Annotated in this window: 15 protein-coding genes and 1 rRNA gene; 4 read left to right on the top strand and 12 right to left on the bottom strand. The window is 73.1% G+C overall.

Going from position 1 to position 17997, the window contains the following annotated elements; translation table 11 throughout:
- Positions 1-66: 66 nt before the first annotated feature.
- Positions 67-1752 carry a CTP synthase gene (locus AB0E67_RS33245; RefSeq protein WP_362033947.1) on the bottom strand — a complete coding sequence of 562 codons (1686 nt, stop codon included), beginning with the start codon at positions 1750-1752 and terminating at the stop codon, positions 67-69.
- Positions 1753-2176: 424 nt separating this feature from the next.
- On the opposite strand from AB0E67_RS33245, the gene AB0E67_RS33240 reads away from it, so the two are divergent.
- Positions 2177-3979, top strand: coding sequence for a glycoside hydrolase family 15 protein (locus AB0E67_RS33240; protein WP_362033981.1), 1803 nt, complete (start codon positions 2177-2179; stop codon positions 3977-3979).
- Between the two features lie 118 nt (positions 3980-4097).
- Entirely contained in the window at positions 4098-5726 is a 1629-nt protein-coding gene (locus AB0E67_RS33235; protein WP_362033946.1) for a PucR family transcriptional regulator, read from the top strand.
- Between the two features lie 25 nt (positions 5727-5751).
- Here the strand turns inward: AB0E67_RS33235 and AB0E67_RS33230 are convergent, their stop codons facing one another.
- The 6 genes from AB0E67_RS33230 to AB0E67_RS33205 all read right to left on the bottom strand — a co-directional run bounded on the left by AB0E67_RS33230 (position 5752) and on the right by AB0E67_RS33205 (position 12092).
- A complete protein-coding gene (locus AB0E67_RS33230; RefSeq protein ID WP_362033943.1) occupies positions 5752-6849 on the bottom strand; it encodes a glycosyltransferase family 4 protein in 1098 nt (365 codons plus the stop codon).
- 263 nt (positions 6850-7112) lie between these two features.
- Positions 7113-7928: a hypothetical protein gene (locus tag AB0E67_RS33225; RefSeq protein ID WP_362033940.1), complete on the bottom strand. Its 816-nt coding sequence runs from the start codon at positions 7926-7928 to the stop codon at positions 7113-7115.
- A gap of 116 nt (positions 7929-8044) precedes the next feature.
- A complete protein-coding gene (gene recN, locus AB0E67_RS33220) occupies positions 8045-9790 on the bottom strand; it encodes a DNA repair protein RecN (RefSeq protein WP_362033938.1) in 1746 nt (581 codons plus the stop codon).
- Positions 9791-10004: 214 nt separating this feature from the next.
- Positions 10005-10910, bottom strand: coding sequence for an NAD kinase (locus AB0E67_RS33215; RefSeq protein WP_362033935.1), 906 nt, complete (start codon positions 10908-10910; stop codon positions 10005-10007).
- Positions 10907-11722 (bottom strand): TlyA family RNA methyltransferase, encoded by an 816-nt coding sequence (locus AB0E67_RS33210; protein WP_362033932.1) that lies wholly within the window; start codon positions 11720-11722, stop codon positions 10907-10909. Before AB0E67_RS33210 ends, AB0E67_RS33215 begins: the two co-directional genes overlap by 4 nt.
- 7 nt (positions 11723-11729) lie before the next feature.
- Complete coding sequence (locus tag AB0E67_RS33205; RefSeq protein ID WP_362033929.1) at positions 11730-12092, bottom strand: hypothetical protein; 363 nt, start codon at positions 12090-12092, stop codon at positions 11730-11732.
- 43 nt (positions 12093-12135) lie between these two features.
- Here AB0E67_RS33205 and AB0E67_RS33200 point away from each other — a divergent pair, with 43 nt between their 5' ends.
- A complete protein-coding gene (locus tag AB0E67_RS33200) occupies positions 12136-12483 on the top strand; it encodes an SCP2 sterol-binding domain-containing protein (RefSeq protein WP_362033926.1) in 348 nt (115 codons plus the stop codon).
- A 40-nt stretch (positions 12484-12523) separates the two neighbouring features.
- Here the strand turns inward: AB0E67_RS33200 and AB0E67_RS33195 are convergent, their stop codons facing one another.
- Complete coding sequence (locus AB0E67_RS33195; RefSeq protein WP_362033923.1) at positions 12524-13357, bottom strand: ABC transporter ATP-binding protein; 834 nt, start codon at positions 13355-13357, stop codon at positions 12524-12526.
- 188 nt (positions 13358-13545) lie between these two features.
- The gene (locus AB0E67_RS33190) at positions 13546-14577 is read right to left on the bottom strand and encodes an HAD hydrolase-like protein (protein ID WP_362033920.1); all 1032 of its coding nucleotides are present in this window, start codon (positions 14575-14577) and stop codon (positions 13546-13548) included.
- 71 nt (positions 14578-14648) lie between these two features.
- Here AB0E67_RS33190 and AB0E67_RS33185 point away from each other — a divergent pair, with 71 nt between their 5' ends.
- Positions 14649-15929 carry a DUF1015 domain-containing protein gene (locus AB0E67_RS33185; RefSeq protein ID WP_362033917.1) on the top strand — a complete coding sequence of 427 codons (1281 nt, stop codon included), beginning with the start codon at positions 14649-14651 and terminating at the stop codon, positions 15927-15929.
- Positions 15930-15985: 56 nt separating this feature from the next.
- Here AB0E67_RS33185 and AB0E67_RS33180 read toward each other — a convergent pair whose 3' ends face one another.
- The 3 genes from AB0E67_RS33180 to rrf form a co-directional block, all read right to left on the bottom strand.
- Positions 15986-16714, bottom strand: coding sequence for a hypothetical protein (locus AB0E67_RS33180; RefSeq protein ID WP_362033914.1), 729 nt, complete (start codon positions 16712-16714; stop codon positions 15986-15988).
- Positions 16714-17721, bottom strand: coding sequence for a hypothetical protein (locus tag AB0E67_RS33175; RefSeq protein WP_362033911.1), 1008 nt, complete (start codon positions 17719-17721; stop codon positions 16714-16716). Before AB0E67_RS33175 ends, AB0E67_RS33180 begins: the two co-directional genes overlap by 1 nt.
- Positions 17722-17903: 182 nt before the next feature.
- Positions 17904-17997 (bottom strand): 5S ribosomal RNA (gene rrf / locus AB0E67_RS33170); the annotation flags it as partial.

Genomic DNA, 17997 nt, shown 5'->3' with positions numbered 1-17997 from the left:
AAACCGGGGCACGCGTCCTGGGCGGACCCGTACCCCGGTCAACGTTAATACCTGCGTACCGCCGGACTACTTGCCCGAGGCGGCACCCTGCCCGCCACCGGCCTTCGCGCCCACCCTGCGCGCGACGGCCGCCTTCACCAGGCCGGCGAAGAGCGGGTGCGGGCGGGTCGGACGGGAGCGGAGCTCCGGGTGCGCCTGGGTGGCGACCAGGTAGGGGTGGACCTCGCGCGGGTACTCGACGTACTCGACGAGCTTGTTGTCCGGGGAGGTGCCGGAGAAGACCAGTCCGGCCTTCTTCTCCAGTTCGGCGCGGTAGGCGTTGTTGACCTCGTAGCGGTGGCGGTGGCGCTCCTCCACGTACGGTTCGTCGTCGTACGCCTCACGGACCAGCGAGCCCTCGGTGAGCTTCGCCGGGTACAGGCCGAGCCGCATGGTGCCGCCCAGGTCGCCGGCGCCCTCGACGTAGGCCAGCTGCTCCTCCATCGTCGAGATGACGGGGTGCGCGGTGGCCGGGTCGAACTCGGTGGAGTTGGCGTCGGAGATCTCGGCGAGGTTGCGCGCCGCCTCGATCACGACGCACTGGAGGCCGAGGCAGAGGCCGAGCAGCGGCACCTTGTGCTCGCGGGCGTACTGGATGGCACCGATCTTGCCGTCGACGCCGCGGTCGCCGAAGCCGCCGGGCACGCAGATCGCGTCGACGCCGGAGAGCTGCTTGGCGGCACCGGCCGGGGTCTTGCAGTCGTCGGAGGCGACCCACTCGACCTTGACCCGGGCCTTGTTGGCGAAGCCGCCGGCCCGGATGGCCTCGGTGACCGAGAGGTAGGCGTCGGGCAGGTCGATGTACTTGCCGACGAGCGCGACGGTGACCTCGTGGTCGGGGTTGTGGACACGGTCCAGCAGGTCGTCCCAGGTGGTCCAGTCGACGTCGCGGAACGGCAGGTCGAGCTTGCGCACGACGTAGGCGTCCAGGCCCTCGGTGTGCAGCACCTTCGGGATGTCGTAGATCGACTTGGCGTCCACACAGGCCACCACGGCGGCCTCGTCGACGTCGCACATCAGCGAGATCTTGCGCTTGATGGCGGTCGGCACGTCGCGGTCGGCGCGCAGCACGATGGCGTCCGGCTGGATACCGATGTTGCGCAGCGCCGCGACGGAGTGCTGGGTGGGCTTGGTCTTCAGCTCACCGGACGGGCCGATGTAGGGCAGCAGCGAGATGTGCACGACGAAGACGTTGTCCCGGCCGACCTCGTGGCGGACCTGGCGGACGGTCTCCAGGAACGGCAGCGACTCGATGTCGCCGACCGTGCCGCCGACCTCGGTGATCACGACGTCGACGTCGTCGGTGGCCATGCGGCGGATGCGATGCTTGATCTCGTTGGTGATGTGCGGGATGACCTGCACGGTGTCGCCGAGGTACTCGCCGCGCCGCTCCTTGGCGATCACCTGCGAGTAGACCTGGCCGGTGGTGACGTTGGCCGAGCCGTCGAGGTCGACGTCCAGGAAGCGCTCGTAGTGGCCGATGTCCAGGTCGGTCTCGGCGCCGTCGTTGGTGACGAACACCTCGCCGTGCTGGAAGGGGTTCATCGTGCCCGGGTCGACGTTCAGGTACGGGTCGAGCTTCTGCATGGTGACCCGGAGTCCGCGCGCCTTGAGCAGGGCGCCGAGGCTGGAGGCAGTCAGACCCTTGCCGAGGGAAGAGGCGACACCCCCGGTGACGAAGATGTGCTTGGTCGTCGTGGATGTGGGCTGCATAGCCAAAGGGGGCTCCCGTGGTCGCGGTCTTGAGGGGCGTTCCGGCCTCGCCGTCCGGAGGGGTCCCGGCGGGGCCAGTCGCTGCGGTTCGGGGGCCGCGTCTGCTGTCGCCGACGACCACCGGTCCACGGGCTACCAGGGTATCAGCGACAAAGGGGGCCTGCTTCCGGCCATATCGCGCACATTCACCACACAAGATCATCGCAAGCCGTCCACGTCACACCGTTCGGAGCGGACCCGTTGTCAAGACGGTCGCGCAGATCACCCGGGTGCGTCGTATCCTGCTCGGACACTCGCTGCGGGCGAGGTATCGGGTTCGCAGGTTTTCCCCCACATCTTTTCCCCCACCACAATCCCTCGCGGTGACCTCCTGACCCGCAGTAATGCCCTACGGGGTGACATGGCCGTTCGACTGGAGACGCACGTGGCCGGGCGCATCGAGGATTACGCACTCATCGGAGACATGCAGACCGCCGCCCTGGTCTGCCGGGACGGCACAGTGGACTGGCTGTGCCTTCCCCGATTCGATTCTCACGCCGTTTTCGCGGGACTGCTGGGTACCGAGGAGCATGGCTTCTGGCGCCTGGGTCCGGCGTGGGAGGACGAGGAACAGCCCCCGTCCGCGGCCCGCCGCCGGTACCGGGGCGACTCCCTCGTCCTGGAATCGGAATGGGACACCCCGCGCGGAACGGTCAAGGTGACCGATTTCATGCCGCCGCGTGACGGCGCCCCCCAGGTGATCCGGATCGTGGAGGGCGTCAGCGGCCGGGTGCCAATGCGTTCCGAGCTGCGGATGCGGTTCAGCTACGGCCGTGTGACGCCCTGGGTGCACAAGGTCGACGGCCGTACGGTCGCCGTCGCCGGCCCGGACTCGGTCTGGCTGGACACCTCGGCGGACACCTACGGCGAGAACCTGACGACGTACTCCGACTTCACGGTCGCGCCGGGCGACCGGATCGCGTTCACGATCAGCTGGCAGCCCTCGCACCACGAGCCGCCGGGCCTGCCGGACCCGGAGGGTTCGCTGGAGGCCACCGAGGAGTTCTGGCGCGAGTGGGTCGAGCAGTGCACGTACCACGGGCCCTACCGGGAGGCCGTGGTCCGCTCGCTGATCGTCCTCAAGGCCCTGACGTACGCGCCGACCGGCGGCATCGTCGCGGCCCCGACCACCTCGTTGCCCGAGGACATCGGCGGCTCCCGGAACTGGGACTACCGCTACACCTGGCTGCGCGACGCCGCGATCACCCTGTCCTCCCTGCTGCGCACCGGCTACCGCGAGGAGGCCCGCGCCTGGCGGGAGTGGCTGCTGCGGGCGGTCGCCGGCGACCCGGAGAACCTGCAGATCATGTACGGCATCGCGGGCGAGCGCGAGCTGGGCGAGGCCGAGCTGGACTGGCTGCCCGGCTACGAGAACTCCGCCCCGGTCCGGGTCGGCAACGGCGCGGCGGGCCAGCTCCAGCTGGACGTGTACGGCGAGGTCATCGAGGCACTGCACCTCGCCCACATGACCGGGCTGACCCGCAACGACTACGCGATGGGTCTCCAGCTCAAGCTGATCGAGTACCTGGAGAAGCACTGGGACGAGCCGGACGAGGGCATCTGGGAGGTGCGCGGCCCGCGCCGCCACTTCGTCCACTCCAAGGTGATGGCCTGGGTGGCCGTCGACCGCACGATCAAGCTGATCGAGTCCGGGGACGTGGAGGGCCCGGTGGAGCGGCTGAGCGAACTGCGCGACGAGATCCACCGCGACGTCTGCGAGCGGGGCTACGACGAGGAACGCAACACGTTCACGCAGTCCTACGGCTCGAAGGAGCTGGACGCCTCCCTCCTGCTGATCCCGCAGATGGGCTTCCTGCCGCCGGACGACAAGCGCGTGATCGGCACGATCGAGGCGATCCAGCGCGAGCTGTCCACGGAGGACGGCTTCGTGCTGCGCTACCCCACCCACGGCGAGGATGCTGGAGTGGACGGCCTGGAGGGCGACGAGGGCGCGTTCCTGGCATGCTCGTTCTGGCTGGCGGACGACCTGGCCATGATCGGCCGGGTCGACGAGGCCCGCCAGCTCTTCGAGAGGCTGCTGTCCCTGCGCAACGACCTGGGGCTGCTCGCCGAGGAGTGGGACCCCCGGCTCCAGCGACAGGTCGGCAACTTCCCCCAGGCGTTCAGCCATGTGCCGCTGATCGACACCGCGCTGCGCCTGACGGCGAGCGGGGCGTACGTCGGCTGAGGGGCCGGCAGCCTGATTCGGAGCCCCGGCCGGTATCTTCCCGGGCCGGGGCGACCGCCCGTAGGACCCGAGTGGAAACGCGAGGCCGGAGCCAGTGGAGACGCAAGGCGCAGTCCCCGTGGAGACACAGGGCGGAATCACCGTGCAGCGGGCGCTCGAACTGCCGGGACTGCGCAGCGGGCTCCCCGAGGTGGTGGCCGGCGCCGACCGGCTGAACCGCACGGTGCGCTGGGTGCACGCCGGCGAGGTGCCGAACATCGCCTCGCTGCTCAAGGGTGGTGAGCTGCTGCTCACCACCGGTCTGGGGCTCGGCACCCGCCCCGCCGAACAGCGGGCCTTCGTCCGCAGGCTCGCCGACCGGGGCATCGCCGCCCTGGTGGTGGAGCTCGGGCCGCGCTTCGGCCGGCTGCCCGCCTCCATCGTCGACGCCGCCCGCGCGGCCGGTCTGCCGCTGGTGCAACTGCACCGGGAGGTGCCGTTCGTGACGGTGACCGAGGAGATCCACACCGAGATCGTCAACGGTCACTACGCGCTGCTGCGGCAGGCCGAGGACGTGCACCGGCGGTGCACCCAGGCCCTGCTCGGCGGCGGCGGGGTGCCGCAGGTGCTGGGCATCCTGGCGGACTTCGCGGCCACCCCGGTCTTCCTGGAGACGGCGGACGGTCAGCTGCTGTACGCGGCGGGCCCCGGCTCCGGCCCGGTGTGCGCCGATCCGCTTCAGGTGTGGGAGGGCCTGCGCGGCGGCCGGGCGGCCCGTGAGGCGCCGCCCGTCGGCTCGGTGCTGGTGGACGTGCCGGGCGGTGGTCCGGGGACCGGTTCGGTACGGGCCGGGCTGGTGCTGCCGGCCGTGTCGGGGCCGCTGCTGCCGGTGCACCGGATGGCGGCGGAACGGGCGGCCGGGCTGCTCGCCGTCGTGCTCATGCAGGCACGTCAGGAGGAGGAGCTGGCCGCGCGTGGTCGGGGCGACTTCCTGACGGACCTCGCGGAGGGCCGGATCGCGCCGGAGGACGCACCGGCGCAGGCCCGCGTACTCGGCTTCAAACCGGGTGCGTCGCCGCTGCTGCCGGTGGTGATGCGGCTGGCGCCCGAGCTGTCCGGGTCCGGGAACTGGGCGCTGCTGGCACGGGCCGTGCTGGACGAGCTCTCGTCCGTGGGGGTGCCGGTGCTGCTCGGGGTACGGCCGGTGGAGGGCCGGGTTCCGGTGCTGCTGGGGCTGCGGGCCGAGTCGGAGCGCACGGCGGTCGCGGACCGGGTCGCGGCGGCGCTGCGGGCCGGTGTGGAACGCGCCGGTCTGGAACGGGCCGGATCGCATCCGCCGGTCGTGGTGGTGGGCGTCGCGGGTGGCTGGGCGACGGCCGGTGCCGGGCTGCGGCACGCCGCCGAGACGGCGACGGCGGCGCAGGGTCTGGGCGACCGGCCCTGGTACGACGCCCGGCGACTGGACATCGACCTGCTGCTGTGGCGGCTGCGGGACCACCCCGATCTGGCGGCGTTCGTGGAACGGGCGATCGGTCCGCTGCGCGATCACGACCGGACCTCGCGGCCCCCGCTGCTCCCGACGCTGGAGACGTATCTGGCCCATGCGGGCCGCAAGGCGGAGACGGCACGCGAGCTGCACCTGAACCGCCAGACCTTGTACAACCGGCTGGCCCGCATCGGCGAGTTGCTCGGCACCGATCTGGACGACCCCCAGACGGTGCTGGCCCTGAGCCTGGCACTGCGGGCCCGCCGTCACACGCCGCGGTGATGCCGGGGAGCGGTGGGCGGACCGCTCACCGCGCCCGCGGCATCACCAGAGGGCGCGTCAACTCGTCGTAGATGCTGAGCACCTGGACGATGGTGTCGTCCTCCGTGGGCCAACTCGCGGCCTGGGAACGCCCGGCGGCCACCAGCCGCGCACGCCGCTCCGGGTCGCCGAGCAGTCCGGTCACCGTGCGTGCGAGCGCCTCCGCGTTCCCGTACGGCACGAGTTCCGCCCCGTCCCCGACGAGTTCGGGCACTCCCCCGACGGCGGTGGCGACCAGGGGGACGCCCAGCCGCAGCGCCTGCTGGGCCAGCACCGAGCGCGCCTCCCACCGGCTGGGCAGCACGGCCAGGTCGGCGGCGGTGAGCAGTTCCGCGATGTCCTCGCGCTCGCCGATGAGCCGGACCGGCAACTCCTCGTCCCTGATCCGGCGCTGCAGGGCCTGCCGTTGCCGCCCCTCCCCCGCGACGATCAGCAGGGGCGCGGTGCCGGGATCGCGCCAGGCCCGAGCGGCGTCGAACAGCAGGTCGTACCCGTGGTGCGGCACGAGACTCCCGTACGAGAAGACCAACGACCGCCCTACCGCACCGAGTTCGGCACGCGTCTTGGCCGGATCGATGCGGTCGTCCGGGTGTGTTACAGGGGCCGAGACCGGGGAAAGCCGGGCATCGCGCGCTCCGCGCATCCGTGCCCGGTCGACCAGTTCCGATGTCGTGCCGAGCACAACCGCCGCCGCCCCGGCGGCCCTTCGCTCCATGAGACGGAGCAGCCGGGCCCGGGCGCCCTCGGCGTGAGCGCGGGCGTGCCAGGTGACGACCAGCGGGATCCGGCGCCCGCCGAGCGCGAGAGCGGCGCGCACGGCGGCGTGCGGGCCGTGCGCGTGGACCACGTCCGCCGTCGCGCAGGCGGTGCGCAGGGCGGCGACGGCTGCGGGGTCGCTGCGCCGCGGCACGGGAGCGAAGCAGGCCCCCGTACCGGCGAAGTGGTGGAACCGGTCGAGTCCGGCCGGGGCACAGACGGTGACGTGCACGCCCCTCGCCACCAGTCCGGCGGCCAGCGAGCTGACGTGGGCGCTGCTGCCCGCGCTGCCGCCGCCCAGGACGTGGACCGTACGCAGCTGTGACACGTTGGTTGGCTCCCGGGGCTCCCGAGTCGGCGAAAAGGGCATCGCCAAGGATGCCAGTCCGTACGCACGTTCCGGCACACTCAGGCCAACGTCCCGCGCGTACTCCGGCTACCGACCGCGACGCACCACTCCCATGGGTGAAATGGCGGCGCGAGGTTGCCACATCGACATGACAGGCCGAAGGTCCGTGGCCCGCGGGCCGTCGCCCTGGGCGGGTGGGGCCGCTGCCGCGCCGCCGGACCGCGGCGCTCCGGGACCGGGGGTCAGCCGCGTCCGGCGTCCGGCGCCGCCCGGCCCCACGCCGCCCGGTCCCACAATGACCGGACGAGCCCGCTCACCCGCTCCCCGTACACGGCGGCGGCGACGAGCCCCGTCGCGTGAACGAGCAGTCCGGCCCGGCCGCGTCCCGCGACGACGGCGGCACCGAGCGCCGCGCCCAGGGCGTGGGCCCCGGTGTCCCCGATCATGGTGCGCTCGCCCAGGTCGTCCCCGACGAGGGCCGCCGCCGCTCCCATCGGCGCGGCCGCGAGGGCTGCGGCGGCGCCGCCTCCCGGCAGCCCCGGGGCCCCGAGCGCGAGCACGGTGACGGCGGCAGCGGCGGGACGTACGTCCACCAGATTGACCAGGTGCGCGGTCGCGGCGATCACCACCCCGGCCAGGAGCCGGTCGACGGGACGTTCCTTCATCAGCGCGCCGGCCGCGAGCCCGGCCGCCCCGATCCCGAGCAGCTTGACGGCACCACTGGTCACCTCGCCGTCCCGCAGGGCACCGAGGTGGGCACGGAACCCCCGGCGCGGGTCGCCGGCACCGGCGAGGTCGTCGTACGCACCGCAGCCCGCCGCCACCAGCACCGCGAGCGACGCGGCGCACCGGGTCCGGGCGGGCAGTGGCACAACGGCCGCCCCGGCCGCGGCACCGAGGGCGACGGCCGGTCCCGCGTACAGATCGACGCTCCGGCCCCCGTGGTTGACGCGCCGCCAGCGCTCACGCGGACGGGACCGCAGCGCGCGGTACGCGCCCGCGGCGACCGAGGCCGCGACGGCGCCGGACACCACTGTTCTGCCGAAGGCCGCTCCCATGCGGGCCAGACTACGGGGCGGCCTGCCGGGTCCGTCCGGCGGAGCCCACCGGCGACCACGGCGTGGGGTCCGCGGACGGCCGTGCCGCCACGCCTCCCCGCGAGGACGTCCGTCCGCTACACGTCCGCCCGAGCCGCGGCCAGCAGCTCCTCCGCATGGGCGCGTGCCGTCTGCGAGTCCTCCTGGCCCGCGAGCATCCGGGAGAGCTCCCGTACCCGGTCCTCGCCCTCCAGGACCGTGACCCCGCTGCTGGTCACCGCCCCGTCGACCGTCTTCTCGACCAGCAGCTGCCGGTCCGCGAAGGCCGCCACCTGCGGCAGGTGCGTGACGACGACGACCTGCGCGGACCGGGCGAGCTTCGCCAGCCGCCGCCCGACCTCGACGGCGGCCTTGCCCCCGACACCCGCGTCGACCTCGTCGAAGAGATATGTGGGCACGGGGTCGGAACCGGCGAAGACCACCTCGACGGCGAGCATCACCCGGGACAGCTCACCGCCCGACGCCCCCTTGGCGATCGGCCTCGGCTGGGCACCCGGATGCGGTGCCAGCAGGAGCTCGACCTCGTCGGCGCCGGACGGCCCGTAGAGCACGCTGCGCCCGCCGACGTCGATGCCGGAGGCCTCGTCGGCCGCCTCGGTCTGCCGGACGGCGAAGGACACCCGGGCGTGCGGCATGGCGAGCGAGGCCAGTTCCTCGGTCACCGCCTCGGCGAAGCGTGCCGCCGCCTCCGTGCGCGCGTCGGTCAACTCCTGCCCCAGTACGGAGAGTTCGGCGCGCAGCGTGTCGCGTTCGGCCGTCAGCTCGCCGATCCGGTCGTCGTCGCCCTCCAGCTCGGTGAGCCGGGCGGAGCCCTCCTCGGCCCAGGCGAGCACGGCGGTGATGTCCTCGCCGTACTTGCGGGTGAGCGCGGCGAGCGCGGCGCGCCGCTCCTCCACCGCGGCGAGCCGCAGCGGATCGGCGTCCAGCCGGTCGGCGTACCCGGCCAGCTCACCGGCCACGTCGGCCAGCAGGATCGAGATCTCGCCGATCCGGTCGGCGAGCGCGGCCAGGGCCGGGTCGTGGGAGCGCACGGCGTCCAGCGCGCGTCCGGCGGCCGAGACCACCGTCGTCGCGTCGACGCCCTCCGGGTCCTCCGGATTGCCCGCGAGCGCGGCGTGCGCGAGGGCCGCCGCGGAGGCGAGCGCCTCGGCGTGGCCGAGCCGCTCGGCCTCGGCTGCCAGATCGGCGTCCTCGCCCGCGAGCGGTTCGACCGCGGCGATCTCGTCGAGGCCGAAGCGCAGCAGATCCGCTTCCTGGGCGCGTTCGCGGGCGCGCGTGGTCAGCTCGTCGAGCTCCGTGAGCACGGCCCGCAGCCGCCGGTACGCCGTCGTGTACCGGGCCAGCGGGACGGCGACGCCGTCGCCGGCGTACCGGTCGAGGGCCTGCCGCTGCCGGGCGGGCTTGAGGAGCCCCTGCTGGTCGGTCTGGCCGTGCACGGCGACGAGTTCGTCGGCGAGTTCGGCGAGCACCCCGACCGGCACGGATCTGCCGCCGAGATGCGCCCGGGAACGCCCCTCCGCGGAAACCGTACGGCTGATCAGCAGGGCCCCGTCGTCGAACTCGGCCCCTGCCTCCTCCGCCCGCGACGCGACGGTGTCGCCCTCGGACACCGTGATCCGTCCCTCGACGACCGCCGCCCTGGACCCGATCCGCACCAGGGCGGGATCCGCGCGTCCGCCGAGCAGCAGCCCCAGGCTGGTGACGACCATGGTCTTGCCCGCGCCGGTCTCGCCCGTCACGGCGGTGAACCCGGGCGACAGCTCGACCACCGCGTCGTCGATGACTCCGAGCGACCGTATCCGCATCTCCTCCAACACGGACATGACCTTACGAGGTCCGGGCCCCGGAGTGCGACGGGCCCCGCCTGCGCGGTTCACTCTCCCGTGTGCACCTGGCGCGTCCGGTACCGCCGCCGGGGGAACGTCCGACGGTGCGTGCGGGGCGCCTCGCGGCCCCGGAACGACCGGCCGGTGCGGGGGCCGCCTTACCCCGGGGCGACGGACCGGTACGGGCCGCCTCGCCCCCGGGCCCGGCCGGTCACTGCGGGGCGCCTCGCCACCCCGAGACGGGCAGGGCGAACTTGGCCACCAGCCGGTCCGTGAACGAGGCGTGGTGCAGCCGCGCCAGCCGTACGGGCACCGTGCCGCGCTGCACCTCGACCCGCGCACCGGCCGGCAGCGCCACGGTGCGGCGTCCGTCGCACCACAGCACCCCGTGCGGGGCGTGCTGCTGGACCTCGACGGCGAGCACCGAGTCCGGCGAGGTCACCAGCGGCTTGGCGAACAGCGCGTGGGCGCTGATCGGGACCATGAGCAGCGCCTCGACCTCGGGCCAGACGACGGGACCGCCCGCCGAGAAGGCGTAGGCGGTCGATCCGGTCGGGGTCGCGCAGACGATCCCGTCGCAGCCGAACCCGGTCACCGGACGGCCGTCGATCTCCAGGACGACCTCCAGCATCCGCTCGGGCGACACCTTCTGCACGGCCGCCTCGTTGAGCGCCCAGTCGGTGTGGACGACGTCGCCGTTGCTGCGCACCACGACGTCGAGCGTCATCCGTTCCTCGACCTGGTACTCCCGGGTGACGACCCGGTCGACGACCTTGTCCAGGTCGTCGCGCTCGGCCTCGGCGAGGAAACCGACCCGGCCGAGGTTGACGCCGAGCATCGGCACCCCGGAGGCGCGGGACAGTTCCGCGCCCCGCAGCAACGTCCCGTCCCCGCCGAGCACGATCAGCAGCTCGCAGCCGTCCATGGCCCCGGGGGTGGCGTCCGTGACCGTCTCGACGGACGGCGGCAGCGGCAGATCCTCCGCTTCGATGGCCAGTACCCGCACGCCGAGGCCGCTGCGCAGCAGTCCCTGTACGACGAGTTCGGCGCTGCGGATCGCGGCCGGGCGGCCGGTGTGTGCCAGAAGAAAGACAGTTCGTGCCGCATTCGTCGTCAACGAGGCCCCTCCGCCACTGCACGGTCGACATCCGCGGGATCCAGCTCCGGTGCTCCGGCCCGCAACCACAGAAAGTACTCGACGTTCCCGGAGGGCCCCGGCAACGGGCTCGCCGTCACCCCCCGCACCCCGAGGCCCAGTTCCCAGGCCCGGCGTGCCACCTCACGCACCGCCTCCGCCCGCAGCGCGGGGCTGCGTACCACCCCGCCGCTGCCGAGCCGGTCCTTGCCGACCTCGAACTGCGGCTTGACCATGAGGACCAGGTCGGCGTCCGGGGCGGCGCAGCGCGCCAGGGCGGGCAGCACCAGCCCCAGCGGGATGAACGAGAGATCGCCGACGACCAGGTCCACGGGCTGCCCGTCGATCGCCTCCACCGTCAGCTCCCGCACATTGGTGCGGTCCTTGACGGTGACGCGCTCGTCGGACTGGAGCGACCAGGCGAGCTGCCCGTAGCCGACGTCGACGGCGACGACGTGACCGGCGCCGGCCCGCAGCAGGACGTCGGTGAAGCCGCCGGTCGACGCGCCGGCGTCCAGGGCGCGTCGCCCCTCGACCTCCAGCCCGAGGGGCACGAAGGCGGCGAGGGCGCCCGCGAGCTTGTGCCCGCCGCGCGAGACGTACTCCGGGTCGCTGTCGTCCTTGATCACGACGAGTGCCGCACTGGTCTCGACCTGGGTGGCGGGCTTGGTCGCGGTGTTGCCCCCGACGGTCACTCGCCCCGCGGCGATCAGCTGGCTCGCGTGCTCGCGTGAGCGGGCGAGCTTGCGGCGTACCAGTTCGGCGTCGAGGCGGCGACGTGCCACTCCTGCCACGTTCGGTTCAGCTCCTGTTGTCGTACGAGGGCATCGGTGCGGGTACCGGTGCGGGTGCGGGCCCGGTGTCCAGCGCGGTCAGCGTGGAGCGCAGGCCCTCGTGTACATCCTCGTACACCTGGACGTGTCCCTCCGCCGGGAGGTGGTCGGCATCGGCGAGACGTTCCAGCCAGGCGTCGACCCCGGCGTCCCCCGTGGAGGTCCGGGCGATGCCGAGAGGCGCGGGGACGCCGGGCTCGGGAAGGGGCGCGGCACCGGGGGACGCGCCCTCGGCGACCGGGTCCGCCGCCGCTTCGGCGGACGGAGCCCCGGGCGCTGTCGCGGGCACTGTTCCGGCCGCCGCACCGGGCCCCGGCATCGAGTCGCTCATGCGGGAAACGCTACCGCGAAGGGCTGCGGTACCGTCGGTCACGATGGCGACCATGGCTGAGTGCCGCAGCGCACTCGACAGACTTTCCGACAATCTCGCGGGGGCGGACGGCGACGTGCGCAGCGCGGCCGCTCTGGACCGTTCGCTGAGCTGTCACGTCAGGGACCTCGACGTGACCTTCGTCGGCCGGCTGACCGATGGCCGGATCCAGGTGCTGAACACGGTGGACGGACCGCCCAGCGAGAAGGCCGAGATCCGGCTGGCGATGAACGGCGACGATCTGGTGGCGATGGTGGACGGCGAACTGAACTTCGCGAAGGCGTGGGGATCGGGCCGGGTCCGTCTGGAGGCCGGCTTCCGTGATCTGCTGAGGCTCAGGGCGCTGCTGTAACGGCGCTGCGGGCGCGGGGCCCGGACCGGCCGTGCCGCCGTCAGCCCTCCGCCGACGAGCCCGTCGGCACCCTGTCCGCCCCGCCGTCCCGCGGCCTGCGCGCGGCCGGTACCACCAGCGGCGTACCGGTCTCGGGATCGTCGATGACCTGGCAGCGCAGCCCGAACACCCGCTCCACCAGCTCCGCGGTGACGATGTCGCCGGGCGCGCCCTCGGCGATCACCGCTCCGTCACGCATCGCGATGAGATGGGTGGCGTAGCGGGCGGCGTGGTTCAGGTCGTGCAGGACGGCCACCAGCGTGCGCCCCTGCGTCTCGTGCAGTTCCGCGCAGAGGTCGAGGACATCGATCTGGTGCTGGATGTCGAGGTACGTGGTCGGCTCGTCGAGCAGCAGCAGCGGCGTCTGCTGGGCGAGCGCCATGGCGATCCAGACGCGCTGCCGCTGCCCGCCGGACAATTCGTCGACATAGCGATCGGCGAGCGTGTCGACGCCGGTGGCCGCCATCGACTCCGCGACGATGCGTTCGTCGTCGGGCGACCACTGGCGCAGCAGCCTCTGGTGCGGGTAACGACCGCGTCCGACGAGGTCGGCGACGGTGATGCCGTCCGGCGCGACGGCGGACTGCGGCAGCAGCCCCAGCGTCCTGGCGACCGTCTTCGCCGGTATCGCGTGAATGGACTGCCCGTCGAGGAGCACCCGCCCGACGGTCGGCTTCAGCATCCGGGAGAGCGCGCGCAGCAGGGTCGACTTGCCGCAGGCGTTGGGGCCCACGATCACTGTGAACGAATGGTCGGGGATCTCGACCGAGAGGTTCTCCGCGATGAGCCGCCGGTCGTAGCCGAGGGTCACCGCGTCCGCGGTGAGGCGCTGCATGGTCGTATCTCCCGGAGTCGGAGGTGATCGGGCGGCGGAACCGCCGTCCGCCACCGCGGACGACGACCGGGGCCGGGCCCCCGCCCCGTCCCGCCGTGCCGACCGCGCGGACGGCGGCACGCCCGGCACAACGAAGTTAGGTTAGCCTACCCTCCCTTTCTGGCCGATCGTCGGGGGAATCACCGGCGCTACAGGCCCAGCCGGGCCAGCGCCTTGCCCGCGTCCAGGCCGCACGAACCGTCCCCGGCGTACGACCACGCCGCGCCGCACAGCGCCCGCAGCCCGTCGAGCACGTCGTCGCCGTCCCCCTCCAGCACCAGCTCCTCGCCGCGCACCGAGGCGCTCCAGTCGCGGCAGCCGAACCGGTCTCCCGCCCGTGTCACCTCGGGCTGCCCCGTCAGCAGCCCCCGCAGGTCCGCGTCGACGTAGGTGGGCCGGTGCTCCGGCCCGGCGGCCAGCAGCAGGGCCGCGTCCGTCACCCCGGTGAGCACGAGGAGGGAGTCCACACCGCCGTTGAACGCGCCCTCGATGTCCGTGTCCAGCCGGTCCCCGACGACCAGCGGCCGCTCGGCCCCGGTCCGCAGTACCGTCTCCCGGTGCATCGGCGGCAGCGGCTTCCCGGCGATCTGCGGCTCGGCCCCGGTCGCGATGCGTACGACCTCCACCGCCGCCCCGTTCCCCGGCGCGATGCCCCGGGCGCTCGGAATCGTCAGGTCCGTATTGGACGCGAACCACGGCACCCCGCGCCTGATCGCGTACGCCGCCTCCGCGAGCCGCCCCCATGTCATGCCGGGCCCGCCGTACCCCTGCGCCACCGCGGCCGGATCGTCGTCCGCCGACTCCACCGGCACCAGGCCGCGCTCCCGCAGCGCGACGCGCAGCCCCTCTCCCCCCACCACGAGCACCCGCGCCCCGGCCGGCAGCTGTTCGGCCATCAGCCGGGCAACCGCCTGCGCGGAGGTGATCACATCGGTGGGCCCGGCCGGAATGCCGAGCTCGGTCAGGTGCGCGGCGACGGCGTCCGGCGTGCGCAGCGCGTTGTTGGTCACGTACGCGAGGCGCATCCCGCCGTCGCGCGCCGCGCCCAGGGAGTCGACGGCGTGCGCGATGGCGCGACCGCCCGCGTACACCACCCCGTCGAGGTCCAGCAGCGCCGTGTCGTACGCCTCGCTCAGGGCGGTGCCGCTGCCGCTCGGCCTGGTCCTGCTCGCCTGACTCATTCTTTGCGCTCCTCGGTACGGGCTTCTGTCCCGATCATCGCGCATCCCGGCCGCGCACTTACGATGCAGTAATGAACACATCAGGCCCGGCCCGCCGGGGACTGCGTCTGGTTCCGTTCCGCGGACTGCGTTACGTCCCCGAGCGGGTCGGCAGTCTCGCCGCGGTGACCTCACCGCCGTACGACGTCGTCGTGCGCCCCGACGGACTGCATCACCTGGAGTCGGCGGACCCGCACAACATCGTCCGGCTGATCCTGCCGCAGGCGGACACGGCCGCGGCCCGCAACAAGCAGGCCGCCGAGACCCTGCACCACTGGCTGGCCGAGGGGATACTCGCCCCCGATCCCACGCCCGCCCTGTACGTGTACGAGCAGCGGAACGCCGAGATCCTGCAGCGCGGCATCGTCGGGGCGCTGGCGCTCTCCTCCCCCACCGAGGGCGTGGTGCTGCCGCACGAGGACGTGATGGCGCACGTCGTCGAGGACCGGGCCGACCTGATGCGCTCCACGGCCGCCCATCTCGAACCGCTGCTGCTCACCTACCGTGGCGACGGGGTCGCCTCGGGCGCGGCCGGTGTCGTCGAGCGGACCGTCGCCCGCCCGCCGCTGCTCGCGACGACCACGGAGGACGGTTTCCGCCACCGGCTCTGGGCGGTCACCGATCCGGCCGACCGGGCCGAGATCGAGACGGATCTCGCCCGCCACCAGGCCCTGATCGCCGACGGACACCACCGCTGGGCCACCTACCTGCGCCTTCAGCGGGAGCACACCGAACCCGGCCCCTGGGACTTCGGCCTGGTCCTGCTCGTCGACACGGCCCGCTATCCACTCCGGGTCCGCGCCATCCACCGGCTGCTGCACCGGCTGCCCGTCGCCGACGCGCTCGCCGCGCTGACCGGTCTCTTCCGCGTCCGTGACGTCGAGGGCCCGCTGCCCCACGCCCTGGACGTGCTCGCCGGGGCGGCGGCCGAGGGGAACGCCTTCCTGCTCGCCGGCGACGGCGGCTTCCACCTGGTCGACCGCCCCGACCCCGCACTGCTGCGCCGTACGGTTCCGGCCGACCGCCCGGCCGCCTGGCGGTCCCTCGACGCGACGGTCCTGCACGCGGTCCTGCTGGATCATGTCTGGCGGATCCCGGACGCCCCGGAGCACATCGGGTACATCCACGACACGTCGGCCGCGGTGGAGCAGGCCGAGCGACGCGACGGAACGGCGGTCCTGATGCACCCGGTGCGCGAGGACGTGGTGCGGGACCTCGCCCGGCAGGGTGTGACCATGCCGCGCAAGTCGACGTCCTTCGGCCCCAAGCCGGCCTCCGGGCTGGTGCTGCGGAGCCTCGCTCTCGACGATTGATTCCGGACATGGGAGAGGGGCGGCACCCGCAACGGGTGCCGCCCCTCTCCCATGTCTCACGCCTCGGAGGAGCCGTTCTCGTCCTTGGCACCGCGCTCGTGCTCGGCCGGGGCGGCTTCCGCCGCCGGGGCGTCCGCGCGCTCGTTCCCGTGTTCGCCCTCGTTCTCGTCGAGGGCATCCACGAACTCGACTCCGTCCAGCTCGGCCAGCCGGTCGGACGCGTCCGTCACGCCGTCCTTGTCGGCCTCCAGCGCCTTGCCGAACCACTCGCGCGCCTCGTCCTCGCGCCCGGCGGCCAGCAGGGCGTCCGCGTACGCGTACCGCAGTCGCGGCGTCCACACGTGCACGGCGTTCGAGGCGAGCTCGGAACTCTGCAACGTGACGATGGCGGCGTCGATCTGCCCCAAGTCACGGCGGGCCCCGGCGGCCACCAGACGCATCTCGACCTGACCGGCCTTGTCCAGCTTCCGCACCTCGGGCTCACCGGCCATGGCCAACGCCCGCTCGGGACGTCCCAGTCCCCGCTCGCAGTCGGCCATGACGGGCCACAGGTCCACCGAACCGGTCATCCGCCTGGCCGCCCGGAACTCCGCGAGCGCCTCCGAGTACTTCTGCGTCGCGTACGCGGCGAACCCGGCCGCCTCGCGCACGGCGGCGACCCTCGAAGCCAGCCGCAGAGCGACCCTGGAGTACGTGTACGCCTGCTCGGGGTCCTCGTCGATCAGCCGGGCCACCATGACGAGGTTCCTGGCCACATCCACGGCGAGGGTCTTCGGCAGGCTCATCAGCTCCTGCCGCACGTCCTTGTCGATCTCGTCACCGGTGACGTCCTCCGGGATGGGAAGCCTCTTGACGGGCTCGCGGTCACGGTCGTCACGCCGTCCGTACCCGCCCCTGTCCTCGCGCCCCCGGTAGCCACCACGGCCACCGCGGTCGTCGCGCTGCCCGCGGTATCCGCCGCCACGGCTGTCGTCGCGCCGGTACCCGCCGCCCTGGCGTCCGCCGCGGTCGTCGTCGCGACGCGGACCCCGGTACCCACCACGGTCGTCGTCCCGACGCGGCCCACGATCCCGATCCCGATCACGGTCATCGCGACGGAACCCACCACCACGCCGATCGTCATCCCGACGGAACCCACGGTCCCGGTCGTCCCGACGATCATCCCGACGAGGCGTGCGAGGCCGGTCGTCCCTGCGCTCGTATCCGCCGCCCTGGCGTCCGCCGCGGTCGTCGTCGCGACGCGGACCCCGGTACCCACCACGGTCGTCGTCCCGACGCGGCCCACGATCCCGATCCCGATCACGGTCATCGCGACGGAACCCACCACCACGCCGATCATCGTCCCGACGGAACCCACGGTCCCGGTCGTCCCGACGATCATCCCGACGGAACCCACCACCGGCGGGCCGGCCCTCGTCCCGACGGAACCCACCGCCGGAGCCGCCGCGGCTGTCGTCGCGTCGGTATCCGCCGCCCTGGCGTCCGCCGCGGTCGTCGTCGCGACGCGGACCCCGGTACCCACCACGGTCGTCGTCCCGACGCGGCCCACGATCCCGATCACGGTCATCGCGACGGAACCCACCACCACGCCGATCGTCATCCCGACGGAACCCACGGTCCCGGTCGTCCCGACGATCATCCCGACGGAACCCACCACCGGCGGGCCGGCCCTCGTCCCGACGGAACCCACCACGGTCGTTGTCACGGCGGTCGTTGTCACGGCGCGAGTTGTCGCGGCGCGGGCCGCCGAAGCGGTCGTCACGACGCCCCGCGAAGCCGCCCCGGTCGCCACCGTCCCGGCGACGCGGCTCGCGTTCCGAACGATCGTCGGGAGAGTTGGTGGACATCGGCGTGACTCCTGTTCATCGGGCGTTACAAGACATTCTTGCGCAGTCGGTCATCCGACGCGCTACAGCACAAAAAAGGACCCTTGGTCCCAGCGTGAACGCTGGGACCAAGGGTCCTTGAAAGATTGTTCGGCGGCGACCTACTCTCCCACAGGGTCCCCCCTGCAGTACCATCGGCGCTGAAAGGCTTAGCTTCCGGGTTCGGAATGTAACCGGGCGTT

This window comes from Streptomyces sp. NPDC032161 (assembly GCF_040636995.1).
Lineage (GTDB): Bacteria > Actinomycetota > Actinomycetes > Streptomycetales > Streptomycetaceae > Streptomyces.
Note: the sequence above shows the minus strand (reverse complement) of the source record. Positions and strands in the feature narration are given on the sequence as shown.

Bases quoted from the DNA above. Each gene is read 5' to 3' on its own strand.
- AB0E67_RS33245 (WP_362033947.1), bottom strand. From the start codon at position 1,752: ATGCAGCCCACATCCACGACGACCAAGCACATCTTCGTCACCGGGGGT.
- AB0E67_RS33225 (WP_362033940.1), bottom strand. From the start codon at position 7,928: ATGGGAGCGGCCTTCGGCAGAACAGTGGTGTCCGGCGCCGTCGCGGCC.
- recN (WP_362033938.1), bottom strand. From the start codon at position 9,790: ATGTCCGTGTTGGAGGAGATGCGGATACGGTCGCTCGGAGTCATCGAC.
- AB0E67_RS33205 (WP_362033929.1), bottom strand. From the start codon at position 12,092: ATGAGCGACTCGATGCCGGGGCCCGGTGCGGCGGCCGGAACAGTGCCC.
- AB0E67_RS33200 (WP_362033926.1), top strand. From the start codon at position 12,136: ATGGCGACCATGGCTGAGTGCCGCAGCGCACTCGACAGACTTTCCGAC.
- AB0E67_RS33195 (WP_362033923.1), bottom strand. From the start codon at position 13,357: ATGCAGCGCCTCACCGCGGACGCGGTGACCCTCGGCTACGACCGGCGG.
- AB0E67_RS33190 (WP_362033920.1), bottom strand. From the start codon at position 14,577: ATGAGTCAGGCGAGCAGGACCAGGCCGAGCGGCAGCGGCACCGCCCTG.
- AB0E67_RS33185 (WP_362033917.1), top strand. From the start codon at position 14,649: ATGAACACATCAGGCCCGGCCCGCCGGGGACTGCGTCTGGTTCCGTTC.
- AB0E67_RS33180 (WP_362033914.1), bottom strand. From the start codon at position 16,714: ATGAGCCTGCCGAAGACCCTCGCCGTGGATGTGGCCAGGAACCTCGTC.